Source organism: Arthrobacter sp. Sr33 (assembly GCF_054511195.1).
On sequence record NZ_JBTNDD010000005.1, the window covers coordinates 228,715 to 245,899 of the forward strand.

Annotated in this window: 13 protein-coding genes; 7 read left to right on the forward strand and 6 right to left on the reverse strand. The window is 65.7% G+C overall.

Annotation, left to right across the window (positions count from 1 at the left end):
• Positions 1-321 precede the first annotated feature (321 nt).
• Entirely contained in the window at positions 322-1,182 is an 861-nt protein-coding gene (locus ACX80T_RS09225; protein ID WP_459304238.1) for an SDR family oxidoreductase, read from the reverse strand.
• Between the two features lie 210 nt (positions 1,183-1,392).
• Here ACX80T_RS09225 and ACX80T_RS09230 point away from each other — a divergent pair, with 210 nt between their 5' ends.
• From ACX80T_RS09230 to ACX80T_RS09240, 3 genes are all read left to right on the forward strand, one after another.
• Positions 1,393-3,012 (forward strand): acyl-CoA carboxylase subunit beta, encoded by a 1,620-nt coding sequence (locus tag ACX80T_RS09230; RefSeq protein WP_116778586.1) that lies wholly within the window; start codon positions 1,393-1,395, stop codon positions 3,010-3,012.
• Positions 3,009-3,260 (forward strand): acyl-CoA carboxylase subunit epsilon, encoded by a 252-nt coding sequence (locus ACX80T_RS09235; RefSeq protein WP_459304239.1) that lies wholly within the window; start codon positions 3,009-3,011, stop codon positions 3,258-3,260. Before ACX80T_RS09230 ends, ACX80T_RS09235 begins: the two co-directional genes overlap by 4 nt.
• Positions 3,261-3,341: 81 nt before the next feature.
• Positions 3,342-5,432: an acyltransferase family protein gene (locus ACX80T_RS09240; RefSeq protein WP_459304240.1), complete on the forward strand. Its 2,091-nt coding sequence runs from the start codon at positions 3,342-3,344 to the stop codon at positions 5,430-5,432.
• A gap of 16 nt (positions 5,433-5,448) precedes the next feature.
• On the opposite strand, the gene ACX80T_RS09245 is transcribed toward ACX80T_RS09240, so the two are convergent.
• Positions 5,449-6,708 (reverse strand): serpin family protein, encoded by a 1,260-nt coding sequence (locus ACX80T_RS09245; protein ID WP_459304241.1) that lies wholly within the window; start codon positions 6,706-6,708, stop codon positions 5,449-5,451.
• A 156-nt stretch (positions 6,709-6,864) separates the two neighbouring features.
• Here ACX80T_RS09245 and ACX80T_RS09250 point away from each other — a divergent pair, with 156 nt between their 5' ends.
• The 3 genes from ACX80T_RS09250 to ACX80T_RS09260 all read left to right on the forward strand — a co-directional run bounded on the left by ACX80T_RS09250 (position 6,865) and on the right by ACX80T_RS09260 (position 11,216).
• Complete coding sequence (locus tag ACX80T_RS09250) at positions 6,865-8,583, forward strand: DUF885 domain-containing protein (RefSeq protein ID WP_459304242.1); 1,719 nt, start codon at positions 6,865-6,867, stop codon at positions 8,581-8,583.
• Positions 8,584-8,657: 74 nt separating this feature from the next.
• Complete coding sequence (locus ACX80T_RS09255) at positions 8,658-9,284, forward strand: Maf family protein (RefSeq protein WP_116778589.1); 627 nt, start codon at positions 8,658-8,660, stop codon at positions 9,282-9,284.
• 135 nt (positions 9,285-9,419) lie between these two features.
• Positions 9,420-11,216 carry an acetyl/propionyl/methylcrotonyl-CoA carboxylase subunit alpha gene (locus ACX80T_RS09260; protein ID WP_459304243.1) on the forward strand — a complete coding sequence of 599 codons (1,797 nt, stop codon included), beginning with the start codon at positions 9,420-9,422 and terminating at the stop codon, positions 11,214-11,216.
• Between the two features lie 21 nt (positions 11,217-11,237).
• On the opposite strand, the gene ACX80T_RS09265 is transcribed toward ACX80T_RS09260, so the two are convergent.
• The 4 genes from ACX80T_RS09265 to ACX80T_RS09280 form a co-directional block, all read right to left on the reverse strand.
• On the reverse strand, positions 11,238-11,825 hold the full coding sequence (locus ACX80T_RS09265; RefSeq protein ID WP_459304244.1) for a hypothetical protein: 588 nt from the start codon (positions 11,823-11,825) through the stop codon (positions 11,238-11,240).
• Complete coding sequence (locus tag ACX80T_RS09270) at positions 11,822-13,123, reverse strand: serine/threonine-protein kinase (protein ID WP_459304245.1); 1,302 nt, start codon at positions 13,121-13,123, stop codon at positions 11,822-11,824. Before ACX80T_RS09270 ends, ACX80T_RS09265 begins: the two co-directional genes overlap by 4 nt.
• A gap of 127 nt (positions 13,124-13,250) precedes the next feature.
• Positions 13,251-14,663 (reverse strand): MFS transporter, encoded by a 1,413-nt coding sequence (locus ACX80T_RS09275; RefSeq protein WP_024477515.1) that lies wholly within the window; start codon positions 14,661-14,663, stop codon positions 13,251-13,253.
• A 184-nt stretch (positions 14,664-14,847) separates the two neighbouring features.
• Positions 14,848-16,248 (reverse strand): NAD(P)H-quinone dehydrogenase, encoded by a 1,401-nt coding sequence (locus tag ACX80T_RS09280; RefSeq protein WP_459304246.1) that lies wholly within the window; start codon positions 16,246-16,248, stop codon positions 14,848-14,850.
• Positions 16,249-16,375: 127 nt separating this feature from the next.
• Between ACX80T_RS09280 and ACX80T_RS09285 the strand changes: the two genes are divergently transcribed.
• Positions 16,376-17,179: a purine-nucleoside phosphorylase gene (locus tag ACX80T_RS09285; protein ID WP_026041184.1), complete on the forward strand. Its 804-nt coding sequence runs from the start codon at positions 16,376-16,378 to the stop codon at positions 17,177-17,179.
• The last annotated feature ends 6 nt before the right edge of the window (positions 17,180-17,185 follow it).

The window sequence follows — 17,185 nt, forward strand, 5'->3', positions numbered from 1 at the left end:
TGATGATGGCCTTTGCGCAGCTGTGGCGGGTACCCCGCAGGAGTTGTGCACGGGGGTGGGTGCCCGTTCTAAAAGGTGCATGCATTGCAGGCAGTGCATGCACCTGGCGATCCACAAATGCATGCATTGCAGGCAACGCATGCACCTTTTGAAACGCGAGTAGACACCCGTGGAAGGAAATGAAAGAAAACGAAGCGGCCGGGTCGCAGCAAAGACCGACAGTGCAGTGCAATGCAGTGCAGTGCAGTGCAATGCAGTGCAGTGCAGTGCAACGCACTGCACTGCACTGCACTGTCAGGGCTGGACCAGGGTCACCTCCGGCTAAAGGAAGATGTCGGGGACCAACTGATCCTCGGCTGCTCCGAGGCTGTAGCCGGTGAAGTCGGTGACGCCTTCCTCGCGCAGCACGCCTTCGTCGGTGAAGAAGTTGCCGGTGCAGGAACGGGATGGGCGCACCAGGATGGCGTGCGCCGCATCGGCGACAATCTCCGCGCTTCGTGCGCCATTGACGATCTGCTCACCGCCGGGCAGGTTCCGGATTGCTGCGGTGTCGATCAGAGTCTGCGGCCAGAGCGAGTTGACCGCTATTCCTTCGGCCCTGAACTCTTCGGCCAGCCCGAGCGTGGTCAGGCTCATGCCGTATTTGGCCATCGTGTAGGCCAGATGGATCCCGGCCCAGCGCGGCTCCAGGTTCAGCGGCGGCGACAGGGTCAGGATATGGGGGTTGCTTGAGGCGAGCAGGGCATCCAGGGCCAACTTGCTCAACAGGAAGGTACCCCGGACGTTGATGTCGGCCATCAGGTCATAGCGCTTCATACTGACGTCACGGGTCCGGGAAAGATCGATGGCCGAGGCATTGTTGACGACGACGTCGATCCCGCCGAACTCGGTGGTGGCAGCGGCCACCGCCGCCGCGACGTCGTCGTCGTTCCTCACATCGCCGACAATCGGCAGGGCCTTGCCGCCGGCGTCGCGGATCTGCTGGGCGGCCGTGAACACCGTGCCGTCGAGCTTGGGGTGCGGTTCACCGGTTTTGGCCATCAAGGCGATGTTGGCGCCGTCGCGGGCGGCGCGCAGGGCGATCGCGAGTCCGATGCCGCGGCTGCCGCCGGACATCAGGATGGTGCAACCCGCGAGGGTTGCCGGGGTGGATTGACGTGGGGCATCGTTGCTGGCGGTCATAACGTAAGAATAGTGGTGCAGGGGTGCCAGAAACCTAATTGTTACCGGCGGGTAACATGCGCGGCTGGGCTAATTCTATGGGGAGGAAATTGTAGGAGTCCTACAGCGGTAGTGACCGTTTCCCTCACTAGACTGGGGGAAACGCCGGGCGCTTTGTGGGGAACCTACTTAACCCGGCGGTGGCCCGTTCATCGCCAACCCGGAGACTCAATGCAGACTGGCTCAGTACCTGTGGTCGCGCAGGATCAGATAATCGACCTCACCACCACCGCAGGGAAGCTTGCAGATTTCCGCCGCCGCGAGGGCCTCGCCCAGCAGCCGTCCGGTCCGGAGTCGGTGGCGAAACAGCATGCCCGCGGCAAAAACACGGCACGGGAGCGCATCGACCTGCTGGTCGATCCCGGATCATTCGTCGAGTTTGATGCGCTGGCGGTCCACCGGTCGACAGCGTTCGGGATGGAGACGAAAAAACCCTTGGGCGACGGCGTCGTGTCCGGCTACGCAACAGTCGATGGCCGCCAGATCGCCGTCTACAGCCAGGACTTCTCCGTCTATGGCGGCTCGCTGAGCCAGGTCAACGGCGAAAAGATCGTCAAGGTGCAGGAATTTGCGCTCCGGAACGGCTGCCCGGTGGTCGGAATCAACGACGGCGGCGGTGCCCGCATCCAGGAGGGTGTCTCCTCATTGGCGATGTTCGCCGACATCTTCAGGAATAACGTGCACGCCTCCGGGGTCATCCCCCAGATTTCTCTCATCATGGGCCCCTGCGCCGGCGGTGCAGCCTACTCTCCCGCCCTTACCGACTACGTGGTGATGGTGGATAAGACCTCCCACATGTTCATTACCGGCCCGGACGTGATCAAGACCGTCACCGGGGAGGACGTCGACATGGAGACCCTCGGCGGTGCCCGGCAGCACAACTCCACCACCGGAACCTCCGCGTACCTCGCCTCTGATGAGCGCGACGCCATCGACTTCGTCCGTGAACTGCTCGACTTCCTGCCCTCCAATAATCTGGCTGAGGCACCGGTGACCGAATTCGTCGAACAGCTGGACCTCACCGCCGAGGATGGTGCACTCGATACCCTGATCCCGGATTCGGCAAATCAGCCGTATGACATGCGGACGGTCATCTCGGCGATTGTCGACGACGGCCACTTCCTCGAGATGCAGTCCCTTTACGCACCCAACGTGATGATCGGGTACGCCCGGGTGGAGGGCCATACGATCGGTATCGTCGCCAACCAGCCGCTGCAGTTCGCCGGCACCCTGGACATTGCTGCTTCGGAGAAGGCCGCCCGTTTTGTCCGGAACTGCGACGCGTTCAACATCCCGATCCTGACCCTCGTGGACGTCCCCGGCTTCCTCCCGGGCAAGGACCAGGAGTTCAACGGGATCATCCGCCGTGGCGCAAAACTGCTGTACGCCTACGCGGAAGCAACCGTTCCCAAGCTCACCGTCATCACCCGGAAGGCCTACGGCGGCGCGTATATCGTGATGGGCTCCAAGAAGCTCGGCGCCGACCTCAACCTGGCCTGGCCGACGGCGCAGATCGGCGTCATGGGGGCCCAGGGCGCCGTCAATATCCTGTACCGCGGGCACCTGAAGTCAGTGGCCGACGCCGGCGGCGATGTGGAGGCCGCCCGCGCCGAAGTGATCACCCAGTACGAGGAAGAGCTCCTGAACCCTTACCAGGCAGCGCAGCTCGGGTACATCGACGCGGTGATCGCACCGTCGGACACCCGGCAGCACATTGTTCGCGGGCTGAGGGCGCTGCGCGACAAACGGGCTTCCAACCCCGCCAAGAAGCACGGGAACATTCCGCTATGACGCTCGCCCCCGACCAGACCCGACGGGATGCCGACGACGACGGCACCCCCGCCGAGCCAACGCTGCAGGTGATCCGCGGCACGCCGACCGCCGAGGAGCTGGCGGCGCTGACCGCCGTCGTGGTCGCCCTCTCCGAGAACTCGACGGAGCCCAATGCTGCGACCCCGCACCGCACCTGGGCACGCCGGGACCACCTACGGCTCGCGCCACGGCCCGGGCCCGGGTCGTGGCGGCGGAGCGTCCGCTAGCCTCACCGACACCCTGGCCGCTCCCCCTGCCGACAGAGATTAGACTGGATCGGTAAGTCTGTCGGCTGAGAGGAAACGACCATGACCGGCAGGCATCATTCCACGGTGCCGGTGCGGCGCATCGAAGCGCGCTCCGGCACGCCAGCCTCACTTCCGCGACCCGGCTACCGGTCCGAGGTGCAGGGACTGCGGGCACTCGCCGTGCTTATGGTGGTGGTCTATCACGTCTGGCTGGGGCGAGTCTCCGGCGGTGTCGACGTCTTCCTGCTCATCTCCGCATTCCTCCTCACTCTCTCATTCACCCGCAAGCTTGAGACTGGCACCCCGCTCGATCTGCTGCGTTATTGGGTGAACCTTTTCCGCCGACTCGTGCCAATGGCCGCACTGACCATCGTTGTCACGCTCGGGGCGGTGATGGCCTTCGTGCCGCGGGGCCGGTGGACGGACCTCCTCGACCAGGCCTGGGCGTCGCTGCTCTACTTCCAAAACTGGCTGCTCGCCGTAAACTCCGTCGACTACTACGCAACAGATCACAGCACCGCGAGCCCCTTCCAGCACTTCTGGTCGCTGTCCATCCAGGGCCAGGTCTTCATCCTGTGGCCTCTCCTCTTCGCCGTTGCAGCGATTATCTCCACCCGGTTCCGGGTCAGCCCGCGGCGCATCCTGGTGGGGCTCTTTGGGCTGGTGTTCGCCGGGTCCCTCACTTTTTCCGTGTGGCAGACCACAACGAACCAGGCGTTTGCCTACTTCGACACCCGCACCCGGTTGTGGGAATTCGCTCTTGGTTCCCTGATAGCGCTAGCGCTGCCCTACGTCCGGCTACCGATGCTGAGCCGGGTGGTCCTCGGCTGGGCTGGTATCGCGGCGATGCTCGCCGTCGGATTCGTCCTCCAGGTGGAGCAACAGTTCCCCGGTTATATCGCTCTCTGGCCCACGCTCGCGGCAGCTGCGGTGATCGTGGCCGGCGCAACGGATCACCGGTTCGGGGTGGACCGGTTCCTCGGATGGAAACCCCTGGTGAAGCTGGGCGACGCGTCCTACGCTCTTTACCTGATCCACTGGCCGCTGCTGGTGATCTTCCTGATTCATCAGGACCTCGAGTCAGCGGGGCTGTTCTCCGGTCTGGTGATCATCGCCGTGTCGGTGTTGTGGGCCGTGGTCACCACCCGATTCATCGACAAGCCGATCCGGCAACTGAAGTGGGCCGCACGCAAGCGCCGGCGGTCCGCCGTCGTCATCGCCGCCTGCGCCCTCTTCGTCGGGCTGCCGCTCGGAGTCTGGCAGTTGCAGATCCACACTGCGGCGACTGCCGCCGCCGACAACGCCAACAATCCCGGCGCCGCATCGCTGCGCGAAGGGTTCGTTCCCTTCGGTGACGCCGACGCCCCTCTGATGCCGATGATGACCGCACTCAACAGCGAGTGGGTCACCCTGGACGAGGCCTGCGCGGGCGAGTTCGATGCCTCGTCCTTCGGTTCGCTGCAGAGTGGATGCAATCAGACGACGGTGGAGAACCCGGCGAAGTTGGCCGTGGTGGTGGGCGCCTCCCATCCGCAACAGTGGGTAGCGGCGATCGAACCGGTGGCGAAACGCAACAACTGGGACCTCGTTGTGCTCCGCAAGGGGCAGTGTCCGTTCGGCGCGCCGGTCGGGAAGGAGCCGGTCGAGAACTGCGACCAATGGAACGCCGACGTCCTGGCCTACCTGGCTGCGCAGGATCCGGATCTGGTGTTCACTGTCTCCTCCTCGTCCCACCACACCCGCGAGGATGACCGCCTGGTGCCCGGCTACGAGGAGGCGGCACAGCAGATCATTGCCAGCGGCGCCCAACTGATCGCGATCCGCGACAATCCGCGTTTCCCGGTCAACATGCCGGAATGTGTCGAAAGTTCTGGCCAGGATGACCCCTCCTGCACGTTCCAGGTGGACACCAAGTTGGCGCCGGTGGACCCCGTGGCCGAGCTGGCGGCACGGTACCCGTCGCTGCATTCGATCGATATGACGGACCTGATCTGCCCTGACGGAACCTGTCCGCCGGTGATCGGCAACGTCCTCGTATACATGGACGACAATCATCTCAGCGAAACGTATATCAAGACGATGCTGCCCGAGTTCGAGCGGAGGCTATTCCTTTCACTCGGCGCCTCCGGTTCGTCGGGCTTCGCCCCGTAACGCGGGCGCGGGCAGGTTAGCGCGGATCCATCACCGTTCCCAGGAACAGCGGCATGCCCGTCTCCCCGTGGATGATCTGGTACTGGAACGGCCGGTCCAGGACGAGTTCGACGTCGGGCATCGACAGCCCCGATTCGGCCATGTCAATCTGGGTGACCGCCGCAGCGATGGTGCCTTTCTCAGCGACGGTGATGTTGGCTTCCTGCGCCGCGCCCGAGACGAAGAGTCCCGGGCTGATCGGCCCGAAGTCGGGGGCGGTGCCCAGGGTTTCGGTGAGCCCCATCCCACGGAGCAGTGCCAGCAGATCCTGGTGGTAGGTGTGATCCCATTTCGGGAGGACCAGCGCAACCTCGGCCTGTGCGCCGCTCTCCATCCCCACCCGGACTTCAGCCAGCTGTTTCGCGGTCAGCACTGGAGACTCCCCCTCGTCGGGCAGAACCAGCCGCAGGTATAACCCGTCGTTGTACGGCAGGTCCAATGCAGTCCACCCGTCGCCGGAGGCGTAGTTGGCGAGGGCCACCTGACGCATCATGTCGGTCTCGACAACCCCGCCGTCGGTGAGAGTGAAGGGCCCCGGCGTCGTCTCCGCCGGGTCGAAGGGCGTCTGCCACGCCGCCGCCAGATAAACGGTGTTGAGCAGGCTGAGCCTGGTGTCCGGATCATAGTCGACCGGTGCCTCCTCGATCCGGCCCCCGGTGTTCTCGTTGATCCAGGAATTAATGGCCTCGGCGGTGGACCTGTCCGAATAATCCACCTGATAGACACCCGATCCGTACTGCACCGCCAGCGTCTCCAGGAACTCCGCACCAACCGGCTGGTCCCGATCGATGAACATCCCGTTAGCAAGATGCAGGAGCGGCGCTGCGGGCGGATCCTCCTCGTCGACCGACCCTGGATCGCCGTCGTACTGCTCCCATAACCCGAGCAGCGCATTCATTGCCTCGTCCCGGTGTGCGGCCGGGAGGCCGAGCACCTCGTCCATCTCGGCGGCCGTCGTCGTCGCCGCGCCCGCACGCAGCATTGACAGCGCGTAGAGGGCGCTGACGGGGCTGGTGACACTGTTGTCGTTGGGGTTCGCGGCGAGCATGGCGGCTCCGAGCCGGAACGACGAATCGCGCAGGCTGGCGGCAGCCTCCGGGTACGCATCCACCTGCACGACGGCGCGCATGACGTTGTCGGCAACGATCAATTCGGGGCTGGACGAACCGCAGGCGCCCAGGGTCAGCGCGGCGGTCGCTATGCACGCGGTAGCAACGATCCTGCGGGGTCCGGCCATGGTGTCCGCCTTCTCGGGTCACGTACGGGTGGCTCTCTCTCCACGGTAGTTCCCCAACCGAATCCCGACCCCGCGGCCCAGAACACAATCCGGTTACAGTCCTTTAATATTGCTCAAAGCAACCACCTGCGCCGGCAAACCGGTTAGGCTCGTGCTGTGAATAATGAGACTCCCGCCACAGCCAGTCACCCGTCCGTGCAGCTTCCCACCCGGACAAAGACAGCCATCGACGCCGTCGCTGACGCCTACACCGAGACCCTGTTGCAGCTTGACCCGGGCTTCGCTACCGAGCTTGGCTTCCCCGGCCACGAAACCGAGTACCGCGATTACTCCCCTGCCGGCCTGGAGGCCTGGGCCGAGGCCACCACGGAGACGCTCGGCCGGCTGACCGATCTGGAACCGGTCGACGACGTCGACCGGGTCACCCTGGACGCCATGCGGGAGCGCCTGGGGCTGGAACTGGAAATCCACGGCACCGGAATGAACCTTGCCGACCTGAACAACCTCGCCTCGCCGGCCCAGGAAATCAGGATGATCTTCGACCTGATGCCCACCGACACTGCCGACCAGTGGGCCCACATTGCCGGCCGCCTGCACAACATCCCCGATGCCCTCGCCGGGTACATCGTCTCTCTGCGGGCCGGCAAGGATCGCGGCCTCGTCGCTGCCGAGCGCCAGATCAGGATTGTGATCGACCAGACCACCAAGTACGCCCAGGATGGCGGCTTCTTTGACGACTTCGTCTCGAACGCGTCCATTGACGACGGCGAGCTGCCGGCGCAGCTACGTCAGGACCTGGTGGCGGGGTCGGCTGCGGCCCGAGCCGCGTACCAGCGGCTGGGCGCTTTCCTGCAGGAGGAACTCCTACCGGTCGCCCCAGCCAAGGACGCGGTTGGGCGGGAGCACTATGCCCTGATGTCGCGCCGGTTCCTGGGCGCCGTCGTCGACCTCGAGGAGACATACCAGTGGGGAGTCGAAGAGCTGGACCGGGTGATCGCCGAGCAGGAAGCGGTCGCCCACGAGATCAAGCCGGGTGCGTCCATTGAAGAGGCGATGAAGCTCCTCGACGAGTCCCCCGAGCTGCAGTTGCAGGGTGCCGATGCCCTGCAGTCATGGATGCAGCAGCTCTCGGATAAGGCGGTCGCCGAGCTGGCGGGGGTCCACTTCGACATTCCCGCCATCATGCGCACCATTGAATGCAGGATCGCGCCCACCCATGAGGGAGTCATCTACTACACGGGACCCAGCGACGACTTCTCCCGGCCGGGCCGCATGTGGTGGTCAGTCCCCGAGGGTGAGGACTCCTTCACCACCTGGAAGGAAACCACCACCGTTTACCACGAGGGCGTTCCGGGCCACCACCTGCAGATTGCCACGGCGACCATGCAGCGCGGGCTCCTCAACAACTGGCGACGCAATGCCGTGTGGGTCTCCGGCCACGGTGAGGGCTGGGCACTGTACGCCGAGCGGCTGATGCAGGAGCTGGGATACCTCAACCATCCCGGCGAACGGCTGGGCATGCTCGACGCGCAGCGGATGCGGGCGGCGCGCGTGGTGTTCGACATCGGGGTCCATCTGGAACTGGAGGTTCCCGAGCGCTGGGGCACCGGCACCTGGACCCCCGACAAGGGGTACGAATTCCTCAAACGAAACATCGCCATCAGCGAGGGCTCCCTGGACTTCGAGTTCAACCGGTACCTGGGCTGGCCCGGGCAGGCTCCGTCCTACAAGATCGGGCAGCGGCTGTGGGAGCAGATCCGCGACGAGGTCAAGGAACGCGAAGGCTCAGCGTTTGACCTGCGCAGCTTCCACACCCGTTCCCTGAACCTGGGGTCGGTCGGGCTGGACACGCTGCGCCGGGCTTTGGTCGGCTAGGCGACCCCGGGTCGATCCGGGTTGCCCACCGGAGCGCGGTTGGGGGCGCCGCGCGGAAGTGTCTAGGCTGAACTATGACCTCCCACCTGATTCTCGCTTCAGCGTCCCCCGCCCGCACCAAAGTCCTGACCGACGCCGGGATCAGCCACTCGGTGCTGGTCTCCGCTGTGGACGAGGACGCCGTCGCCGCGCAGTACGGTCCGCTCGATGCGTTCGACACCTCCCTCCTCCTGGCGCGGGCCAAGGCCGAGGCGGTCGCGTCAGCCGACGGTTCCGAGGGTGCGCTGGTGATTGGTTGCGACTCGATCTTCGAGTTCGACGGCGAAGCACACGGCAAACCGTGGGAACCAGAGATTGCCCGCGCCCGGATCCGGCGCATGAGCGGATCCTTTGGTGTCCTGCACACCGGGCACTGGCTCGTTGACACGCGTGACGCGTCCGACGGCGGATCGGGTGCCACCGTGGGCGCCGTCGCCTCTGCGTCGGTGCATTTCGCGCAGCTGACCGACGACGAGATCGACGCCTACGTGGCTACTGGCGAGCCCCTGCAGGTGGCCGGGTCCTTCACCATCGACGGACTGGGTGGAGCGTTCATCACCCGGGTCGACGGCGATCCGCACGCGGTCATCGGGCTCAGCGTCTCAACCCTGCGGGGGCTGCTGGCGTCGGCAAACCTGACGGTGATGGACTTCTGGGTTTAACCGGGTAACCCCGGGACCCTTTGTAGCATCCCTACAAAGAAACCACCCGCCACACGCGCTATCCGCATGGATTATGGGCAAAGACAACAATATGGCGCTAGGCTCCGAACAGATACGAAGGAGCCAGACCACACCATGAGCGAGTCCTTTTCCGCTGCAGTAAACCCCGTTTCCAAGGTCCTGATCGCCAACCGCGGCGAGATTGCCGTGCGCATCATCCGCGCGGCCCGCGATGAGGGCCTGATTTCGGTTGCCGTTTACGCCGACCCTGACCGGGATGCACTGCACGTCCGCCTTGCCGATGAAGCGTATGGCCTGGGTGGCAGCACCGCGGCCGAGTCCTACCTGGTGATGGACCGGATCCTCGAAGCAGCCCAACGCAGCGGCGCTGACGCCATCCACCCCGGCTACGGCTTCCTTTCCGAGAACGCCGACTTCGCCCAGAAGGTGATCGACGCTGGCATCACCTGGATTGGGCCCTCCCCCGACGCCATCTCCCAGCTCGGCGACAAGGTCAAAGCCCGCCACATCGCCGAGAAGGTCGGCGCACCCCTGGTGCCGGGCACCAAGGACCCGGTTGAATCCGTTCGTGAAGTCCAGGATTTCGCCAGCGAGTTTGGACTCCCCCTGGCGATCAAGGCGGCATTCGGCGGCGGTGGCCGCGGCATCAAGGTGGTCCGCGACGCTGCTGACATTCCCGAAGCCTACGATTCAGCAGTCCGCGAAGCCACCGCAGCCTTCGGCCGCGGCGAGTGCTTCGTCGAACGGTTCCTCGACGCACCCCGCCATGTCGAAACCCAGTGCCTCGCCGACGCCCACGGGAACGTCGTCGTCGTCTCCACCCGCGACTGCTCGCTGCAGCGCCGCAACCAGAAGCTGGTCGAAGAAGCGCCCGCACCGTTCCTGAGCGCGGACCAGAACCGCCGGCTCTACGAGGCGTCCAAGGCCATCCTTCGGGAAGCCGGCTACCAGGGCGCCGGGACGTGCGAGTTCCTGGTGGGCCAGGACGGCACCATCTCCTTCCTTGAGGTCAATACCCGGCTCCAGGTGGAGCACCCCGTCTCCGAGGAAGTCACCGGCATCGACCTGGTCCGGGAGCAGTTCCGGCTCGCCCGCGGCGAAGCCCTCGGCTACGGCGACCCCGAGGTCCGCGGCCACTCCTTCGAGTTCCGCATCAACGGCGAGGACGCGGGCCGGAACTTCATGCCCGCCCCCGGCACAGTCCAGACCCTCACCCTCCCCACCGGGCCCGGCATCCGGGTGGATTCAGGCATCGAGGCCGGTGAGGTGATCGGCGGCAACTTTGACTCCATGCTGGCGAAGCTCATTGTCACCGGGGCCACCCGCACCCAGGCCCTGCAGCGTGCACGGCGCGCCCTCTCGGAGATGCAGGTCACCGGCATGCCGACGGTGCTCCCGTTCCACGCCGCCGTCGTCGCCGACCCAGCCTTCGCGCCCACCGAGGGGCCGTTCACGGTTCACACCCGCTGGATCGAAACCGAATTCGACAACACCATTGCTCCGTGGTCCGCCGGGGAATCAGCCGATCCAGCGTCCGACGACGACGCCCCCCGCCAGCGGATCACCGTCGAGGTGGCTGGCAAACGCCTCGAGGTCGTCCTGCCCGCAGGGCTGGGCGGTACCGGCCGGCAGTCCCCTGCCGGGAAGCCCAAGAAGGCGCTGCGTGCCCGCGGTGGTTCGGCGTCGGCGGCCGACGGCGATGACCTCACCTCCCCCATGCAGGGCACCATCGTGAAGGTGGCTGTGTCCGACGGCGACCTCGTCGCGGAGGGTGACCTGATCGTGGTGCTTGAGGCCATGAAGATGGAGCAACCCTTGACCGCCCACAGGTCCGGCACCCTCTCCGGATTGAGTGCTTCGCCAGGCGACACGGTGGCCGCCGGAGCGGTCATCGCCGCGATCTCCGACTAGCCGCCGCACGCTCGTGCTGGGCTACCCGTCGTCTTCGGGCTGTCCCTGTTCTCGTTCAGCCTCTTTCTCCAGCTTCTCCTGCTCACGCTGCTGTTTTTCAAGCTCCCGCTCAGCCTCCCGCTGCGCCTTGTCATCCTCACTACCGGCGTCGTCCCCGTTCTCCTCCACATCGTCGCCACCCGATGGAGGACTCACCGGCGGGACGGGCGTTTCAGCCGGGGTTTCGGGTAAAGGCGACGGCGTGTTTGTGGTGGGCTCCGGAACGGGCGCTGCAGGCGCTGTGGGTGCTGTGGGCGCTGCGGGATCCGCTGGCCCAACCTCGGCCGTGATCGCAAGGAGCAACTCATCGATAGTTGACGTGATCTGCGCCGCGCGGTCGGAGCTGACGGTACCCTGCCCCTGCGCCACGGTGACCGCCTTACTGAGATCGATGGCCAACTGGGTGGCGCCGGCCTGGTCGCCGGCGGCAGCGGCTGTCGCAATGTCACGCACTGAGGCCTGGAAGGCGGCGGCCGTCTCCGACTCCAGTTCGGGAGCGCCGCACCCCGCCAGGAGCAGGGCGACGCCGAGGGACGCGCCTGCTGCCCACTGATATCCTCGCCGGCTCATGGTTGCACCCTTTCGTAGAGTTCCTGGAGCAATTCACCAGTGGTGCCCGGCACCGCCGGTAGCTCTTCGACGGTCTCCTGCCCGGCCAGATTCAGACCCACTACCGCTGCCATGCCGAGGGCAAGCACGGCGATAGCAGCGAACACGCCGATCAGCCATGGGCGCCGTCGGCCCGGTCGACGGCTGGCACCAGCGGGTCGCGCCGCCGTCGGGACAGCATTCGGGGTCGCCGGCCGGGGCCGGGTCTCAGGCGGGTTCGCAGGCCGGGTCGCGGGCCGGGACGCTGCCTGGTCGGCCCCCGGGGACGCACTAGCCTGCTGCACCTCAGTCGCGGCCGGAGCGGCAGCCATGATCGTGGTCCGCTCGGGCTGGTGTCCTGGCTCGTCGGGCACGGTGAGCTGGAACCGGGTCGCGGCGGGCCCCCCAGTGGTGAGCACCTCGGTGTGGGGCCCCCCAGTGGTAAACACCTCGGTGTGCGGTTCGGGGGTCTGCCACTGGGCGAATTCGGCGGCGACGGCGCCGGCAGTGGGCCGGTCGTCGGGGTGAGCGGCGGTCATCCGGGACAGCAGCGACTGCCAGTTCGATCCGAGGGCTGCAGGGATCTCCGGCGGTCGGTGCAGTCGAGCCACCGCCGATTCGAGACTGGTCCCCGGAAAGGCGCGCGCACCGGTCAGTGATTCCAGCAAAACCAGCCCTAGGGAGTAGATGTCGGTGGGAGTGCCGATGGCTCCGCCGCGGGCTTGCTCGGGGCTAAGGTAGGCGGCCGTGCCGATGGTCTGTCCGGTGGCCGTCTGCCGCGCGGCATCGTAGAAGCGCGCGATGCCAAAGTCGGTGAGCAGGTAGCCGAAGACCCCGCTATCGGGATCCGTGGTCCGCGTCAGGATGTTGGAAGGCTTGATGTCGCGATGCAGGATGCCCTGCTGGTGGATGTATGCCAAGGTCCTCGCCACGTCCCACCCTGCCAGCCGCACCGCATCGGAGGGTAGCGGACCGTCCGCGAGCAACGCGCCCAGATCGGGGCCCTCGATCAGTTCCATCACCAGGTAGGTGGGCCCCGACGAGGTACTGGACGAATCCATATCGAGCACCCGGACCAGTCCCGGGTGGTGGAGCCCCGCCAGGAGCCGGGCCTCGTCCGATCCGCGGGACACGCCGTCGGCTGCAGCGGACCGGAACAGCTTCACCGCCACGTCCCTGCCGAGCCGCATGTCACGGGCCCGGTACACCTCGGCCATCCCGCCGGTGCCGACCACGCTACCGAGGAGATAGCGTCCGTCAGCCAGTGATTGGGTACTCATACTTCCTCCGCTGGATTGATTTCCCGTCCGATTCTACGTGGGAGCCTCCACCCACCCTTCAGGAGCCGCCGACGACGACGGCGCGGCACCCGTGGGTACCGCGCCGTCGTGAAGGGTTGGGAAAGGGTCAGGCGACGTTGTTGTCGTAATCGTGGTCGCGGGTTTCCCGGCTGAGCCACAACGCAATGAACGTCGCTACTGCTGCCGCGCTCAGATACAGACCGACCAGCAGTGTGCTGCCGTCGGCGAGCTGCCAGAGGGCGATAGCAACGAACGACGCCGGAGCAGCACCGATGACACTCGACATGTTGTACGCAACGGCGGAACCGGTGTACCTGACGTTCGCCGGGAACAGCTCCGGCAGGATGGCCGCCATGGGTCCGAAGGTGAGGCCCATCAAGATGAAGCCGATGATGAGCAGCGCCATCGCACCGGTCGTGCCGGCACCGAACAGGGGAACCCAGGTGAAACCAAACAACGCGATCCCGATGGTGGTGGCCATCAGCATCTTCCGGCGGCCGAACTTCTCGGCAAGCGGGCCGGACACCAGGGTGAAGATGCCGAAGAACACCACACCGATTATGAGCATCATCAGGAAGTCTCCCCGCGCAATGCCCAGTCCCGGCACGAAGGCCTCAGCGGCGGCGTCGTCGAACCCGCGACCCGCAGCTTCGGCGGCCGCCCGTGCGTCCTCGACCGAGGCCGGGGTGGTGCCGAAGGTCAGCGTGAAGGCGGTCATCAGGTAGAACAGCACGTAGGTGGCGAACATGATGAACGTGCCGAGCAGCAGGGCCCGCCACTGGTGCTTGAAGACGCTGGCGAGAGGCAGTTTCACGACCTTGCCCTTGTCCTTGACCTGCTGGAAGGAGTGGCTCTCGATGAGCTTGAGGCGGACATACAGTCCAACGATGACCAGGACCGCGCTGAGCAGGAACGGTACCCGCCAGCCCCAGTCCAGGAACTCCTCATTGGTGAGGGTGGCGTTGAGGTAGACGAACAGGAGGTTCGCGAGGATGAAGCCGATCGGTGCACCCAGTTGCGGGAATGTGCCGTAGACGGCGCGCTTGTTCTTCGGCGCGTTTTCGGTGGCGAGCAGCGCAGCGCCGCTCCATTCACCACCGAGGGCGAGGCCCTGGAAGAAACGCAGCAGTACCAGCAGCGCCGGCGCGAGAATGATCCAGCCGTCCACCTGGGCGGTCGGCAGGACACCGATGAGGAACGTGGCAATACCCATGGTGAGTAGAGAAGCGACCAGCGTCCCCTTCCGCCCGATCCGGTCGCCGTAGTGACCGAAGATGATCGACCCGAGTGGCCGGGCCACGAAGGCGACGCCGAAGACGGCGAAGGAGCTCAGAATCGCGTTCGCCGGGGTGGCGTCCGGGAAGAAAAGCGCAGGGAAGACCAGCACTGATGCCGTGGCGTAAATGTAGAAGTCATAGAACTCGATGGTGGTGCCGATCAGGCTGGCGAAGATGACGCGGCCCTTGGGATTCTTCGGCTTTGCTACACCGACGTCCACGGCGGACGGGGTTGTTGACATGTCTGCGGCTTTCTCTCACTAGGGCGCGCGTCGGCGCCTCGAACAGGGTGGGTGAATGCATCTATCAGACCAGCAAGGTCCAGCAGGTGGATAAAATTGTCCAGCATGTGGACAGCGTGACCCAAGGTTGGGTCACCGAGCCCCACCCAGGCGGGGCGGATCCGGCGCGTACTTCCGAAAAGTCCTAGAGTCGGACGTGCAGCCGCCGGGCAGCCTCAGAGATGGAGCCGGTCAGCGACGGGTAGACGGTGAAGGTGTTGGCCACATCGTCAACGTGGAGCTTCTTGGTCACCGCGAGCGCCAGCGGAAAAATCAGCTCGGAGGCGCGGGGGCCGACGACGACGCCGCCAATCACCGTTCCGGACCCCTTGCGGGAGATGATTTTCACAAACCCGTCAGTGACGTTCATCATCTTCGCGCGGGCATTGGTGTGCAGCGAAAGCTTGACGACGTCGCCCTGGTAACGGCCGGACTCGACGTCCGCCTCGGAGACGCCAACCGTCGCGATCTCGGGGGCCGTGAAAATGTTGGAAGCAACCTGCTTCAGTTTCAGCGGGGTCACACTGTCCCCCATCAGGTGGGCCATGGCGATCCGGCCCTGCATCGCCGCCACCGAGGCGAGCGCCAGCACGCCCGTGCAGTCCCCCGCCGCGTACACGTTCGGGGCTGAGGTGCGGGAGACGCCGTCGACCTTGATGTGGCCCGACTCGGTGAGCTGGACCCCTGCGTCCTCAAGCCCAATGCCCGCGGTGTTGGGGATTGACCCGACGGCGATCAGACAGTGGCTACCCTCAACGGTCCGGCCGTCGGAGAGCGTAACGACGACGCCGTCACCCACCCGCTGCACGCCCTGCGCCCGGCATTCCGACAGCACCGTCATTCCGCGGTTGGTGAATACGTTCTCAAGCACCTCGGCGGCGTCGGCGTCCTCTCCGGGGAGTACCCGGTCCCGGCTGGAGATCAGGGTGACCTTCGATCCGAGGCCGTCGTAGGCTGAGGCGAACTCGGCGCCCGTGACCCCCGAGCCAACCACAATGAGATGCTCAGGTACCTCGGTGAGGGTGTAGACCTGGGTCCAGTTGAAGATTCGCTCGCCGTCGGGCTGGGCAGTGGGCAGCTCACGGGGATGCGCACCGACGGAAAGGAGGACGGCATCGGCTTCGACCACTGTGGCCTCGCCGTCGGAGGTGACCTCAAGCCGGTGGTTGTCCAGCAACTTTCCTTCGCCGATGAGGATCTTCACACCCACCCGCTCCAGTGCGCGGGCGATATCGGCTGACTGCTCGGCAGCAAGTTTCAGGAGCCGCGCGTTGACCTGACCGAGATCCGCGTAGGCCGCCTCGGTGTTTTCGAAGCGCACCCCCAGTTCATGCGCCGAGGCCACTCGTGCCATGATGTCGGCTGTCGCGATGAGTGTCTTGGAGGGCACGACGTCGGTCAGCACTGCCGCTCCACCGAGCCCGTGTCGTTCGACGATAGTGACGCTGGCGCCGAGGGACGCGGCGACCATTGCCGCCTCATACCCGCCGGGACCGCCGCCCAGGATAGCTATTCGAAGGGCACTGAAATCAAGTTGGCTGGTCACAACTGTCCATTCTGTCCTATCCCCGCCGCTCGCTCAAACGATTCCCGTCCCGGCCACCCGCTCTCGGCGGTGGCCGCGGGCGGGGAACTGAGGGTAAGTTTGATCAGTGATCGAGAACCCCACGTCAATGACGCCGACCGACCCTTTCGACCTGGCCCGCGCCGCGGCCGATTACATCGCCGCGCAGACGGGCGTCGACCGCCACGATATTGCCCTGGTGCTGGGCTCGGGGTGGGGTGAATCAGCCAACCTGATCGGCGAAACCACCCACACCCTCGAGGCCTCGGACATCCCCGGCTTCTCGGCCCCCGCCGTCGAGGGCCACGTCGGGACCGTGCGGTCAGTCCTGACGACGTCGGGCAAACGCGCCCTGGTGGTTGGTTCCCGCACCCACTATTACGAGGGCAAGGGTGTTCGGGCCGTCGTGCACGGGGTGCGAACCGCCGCCGCTACCGGGGCGAAGATCATGGTGCTGACCAACGGGTGTGGCGGGTTGCAGGAGAAGTGGACCCCGGGCACCCCCGTCCTGATCAGCGATCACCTTAACCTCACCGCCACGTCACCACTCGAGGGCGCCACCTTCGTTGACCTGACCGACCTCTACTCCTCGCGGGTCCGAACGATCGCCCGCGAGGTCGATCCGTCCCTCGACGAGGGCGTCTACGCGCAGTTCACCGGACCGCACTATGAGACGCCCGCCGAGGTGCGTTACGCCAGGACGATCGGTGCTGACCTGGTGGGCATGTCGACGGCACTCGAGGCCATCGCCGCCCGCCACGCTGGCATGGAGGTGTTCGGAATTTCCCTGGTCACCAACCTGGCCGCCGGCATCAGCACCGCACCGCTGAGCCACGCCGAAGTGATCGAATCCGGCACGGCAGCCGGACCCCGCATCTCACGCCTGCTGGCTGACATCATCAGCCGGCTCTAGAAGTTG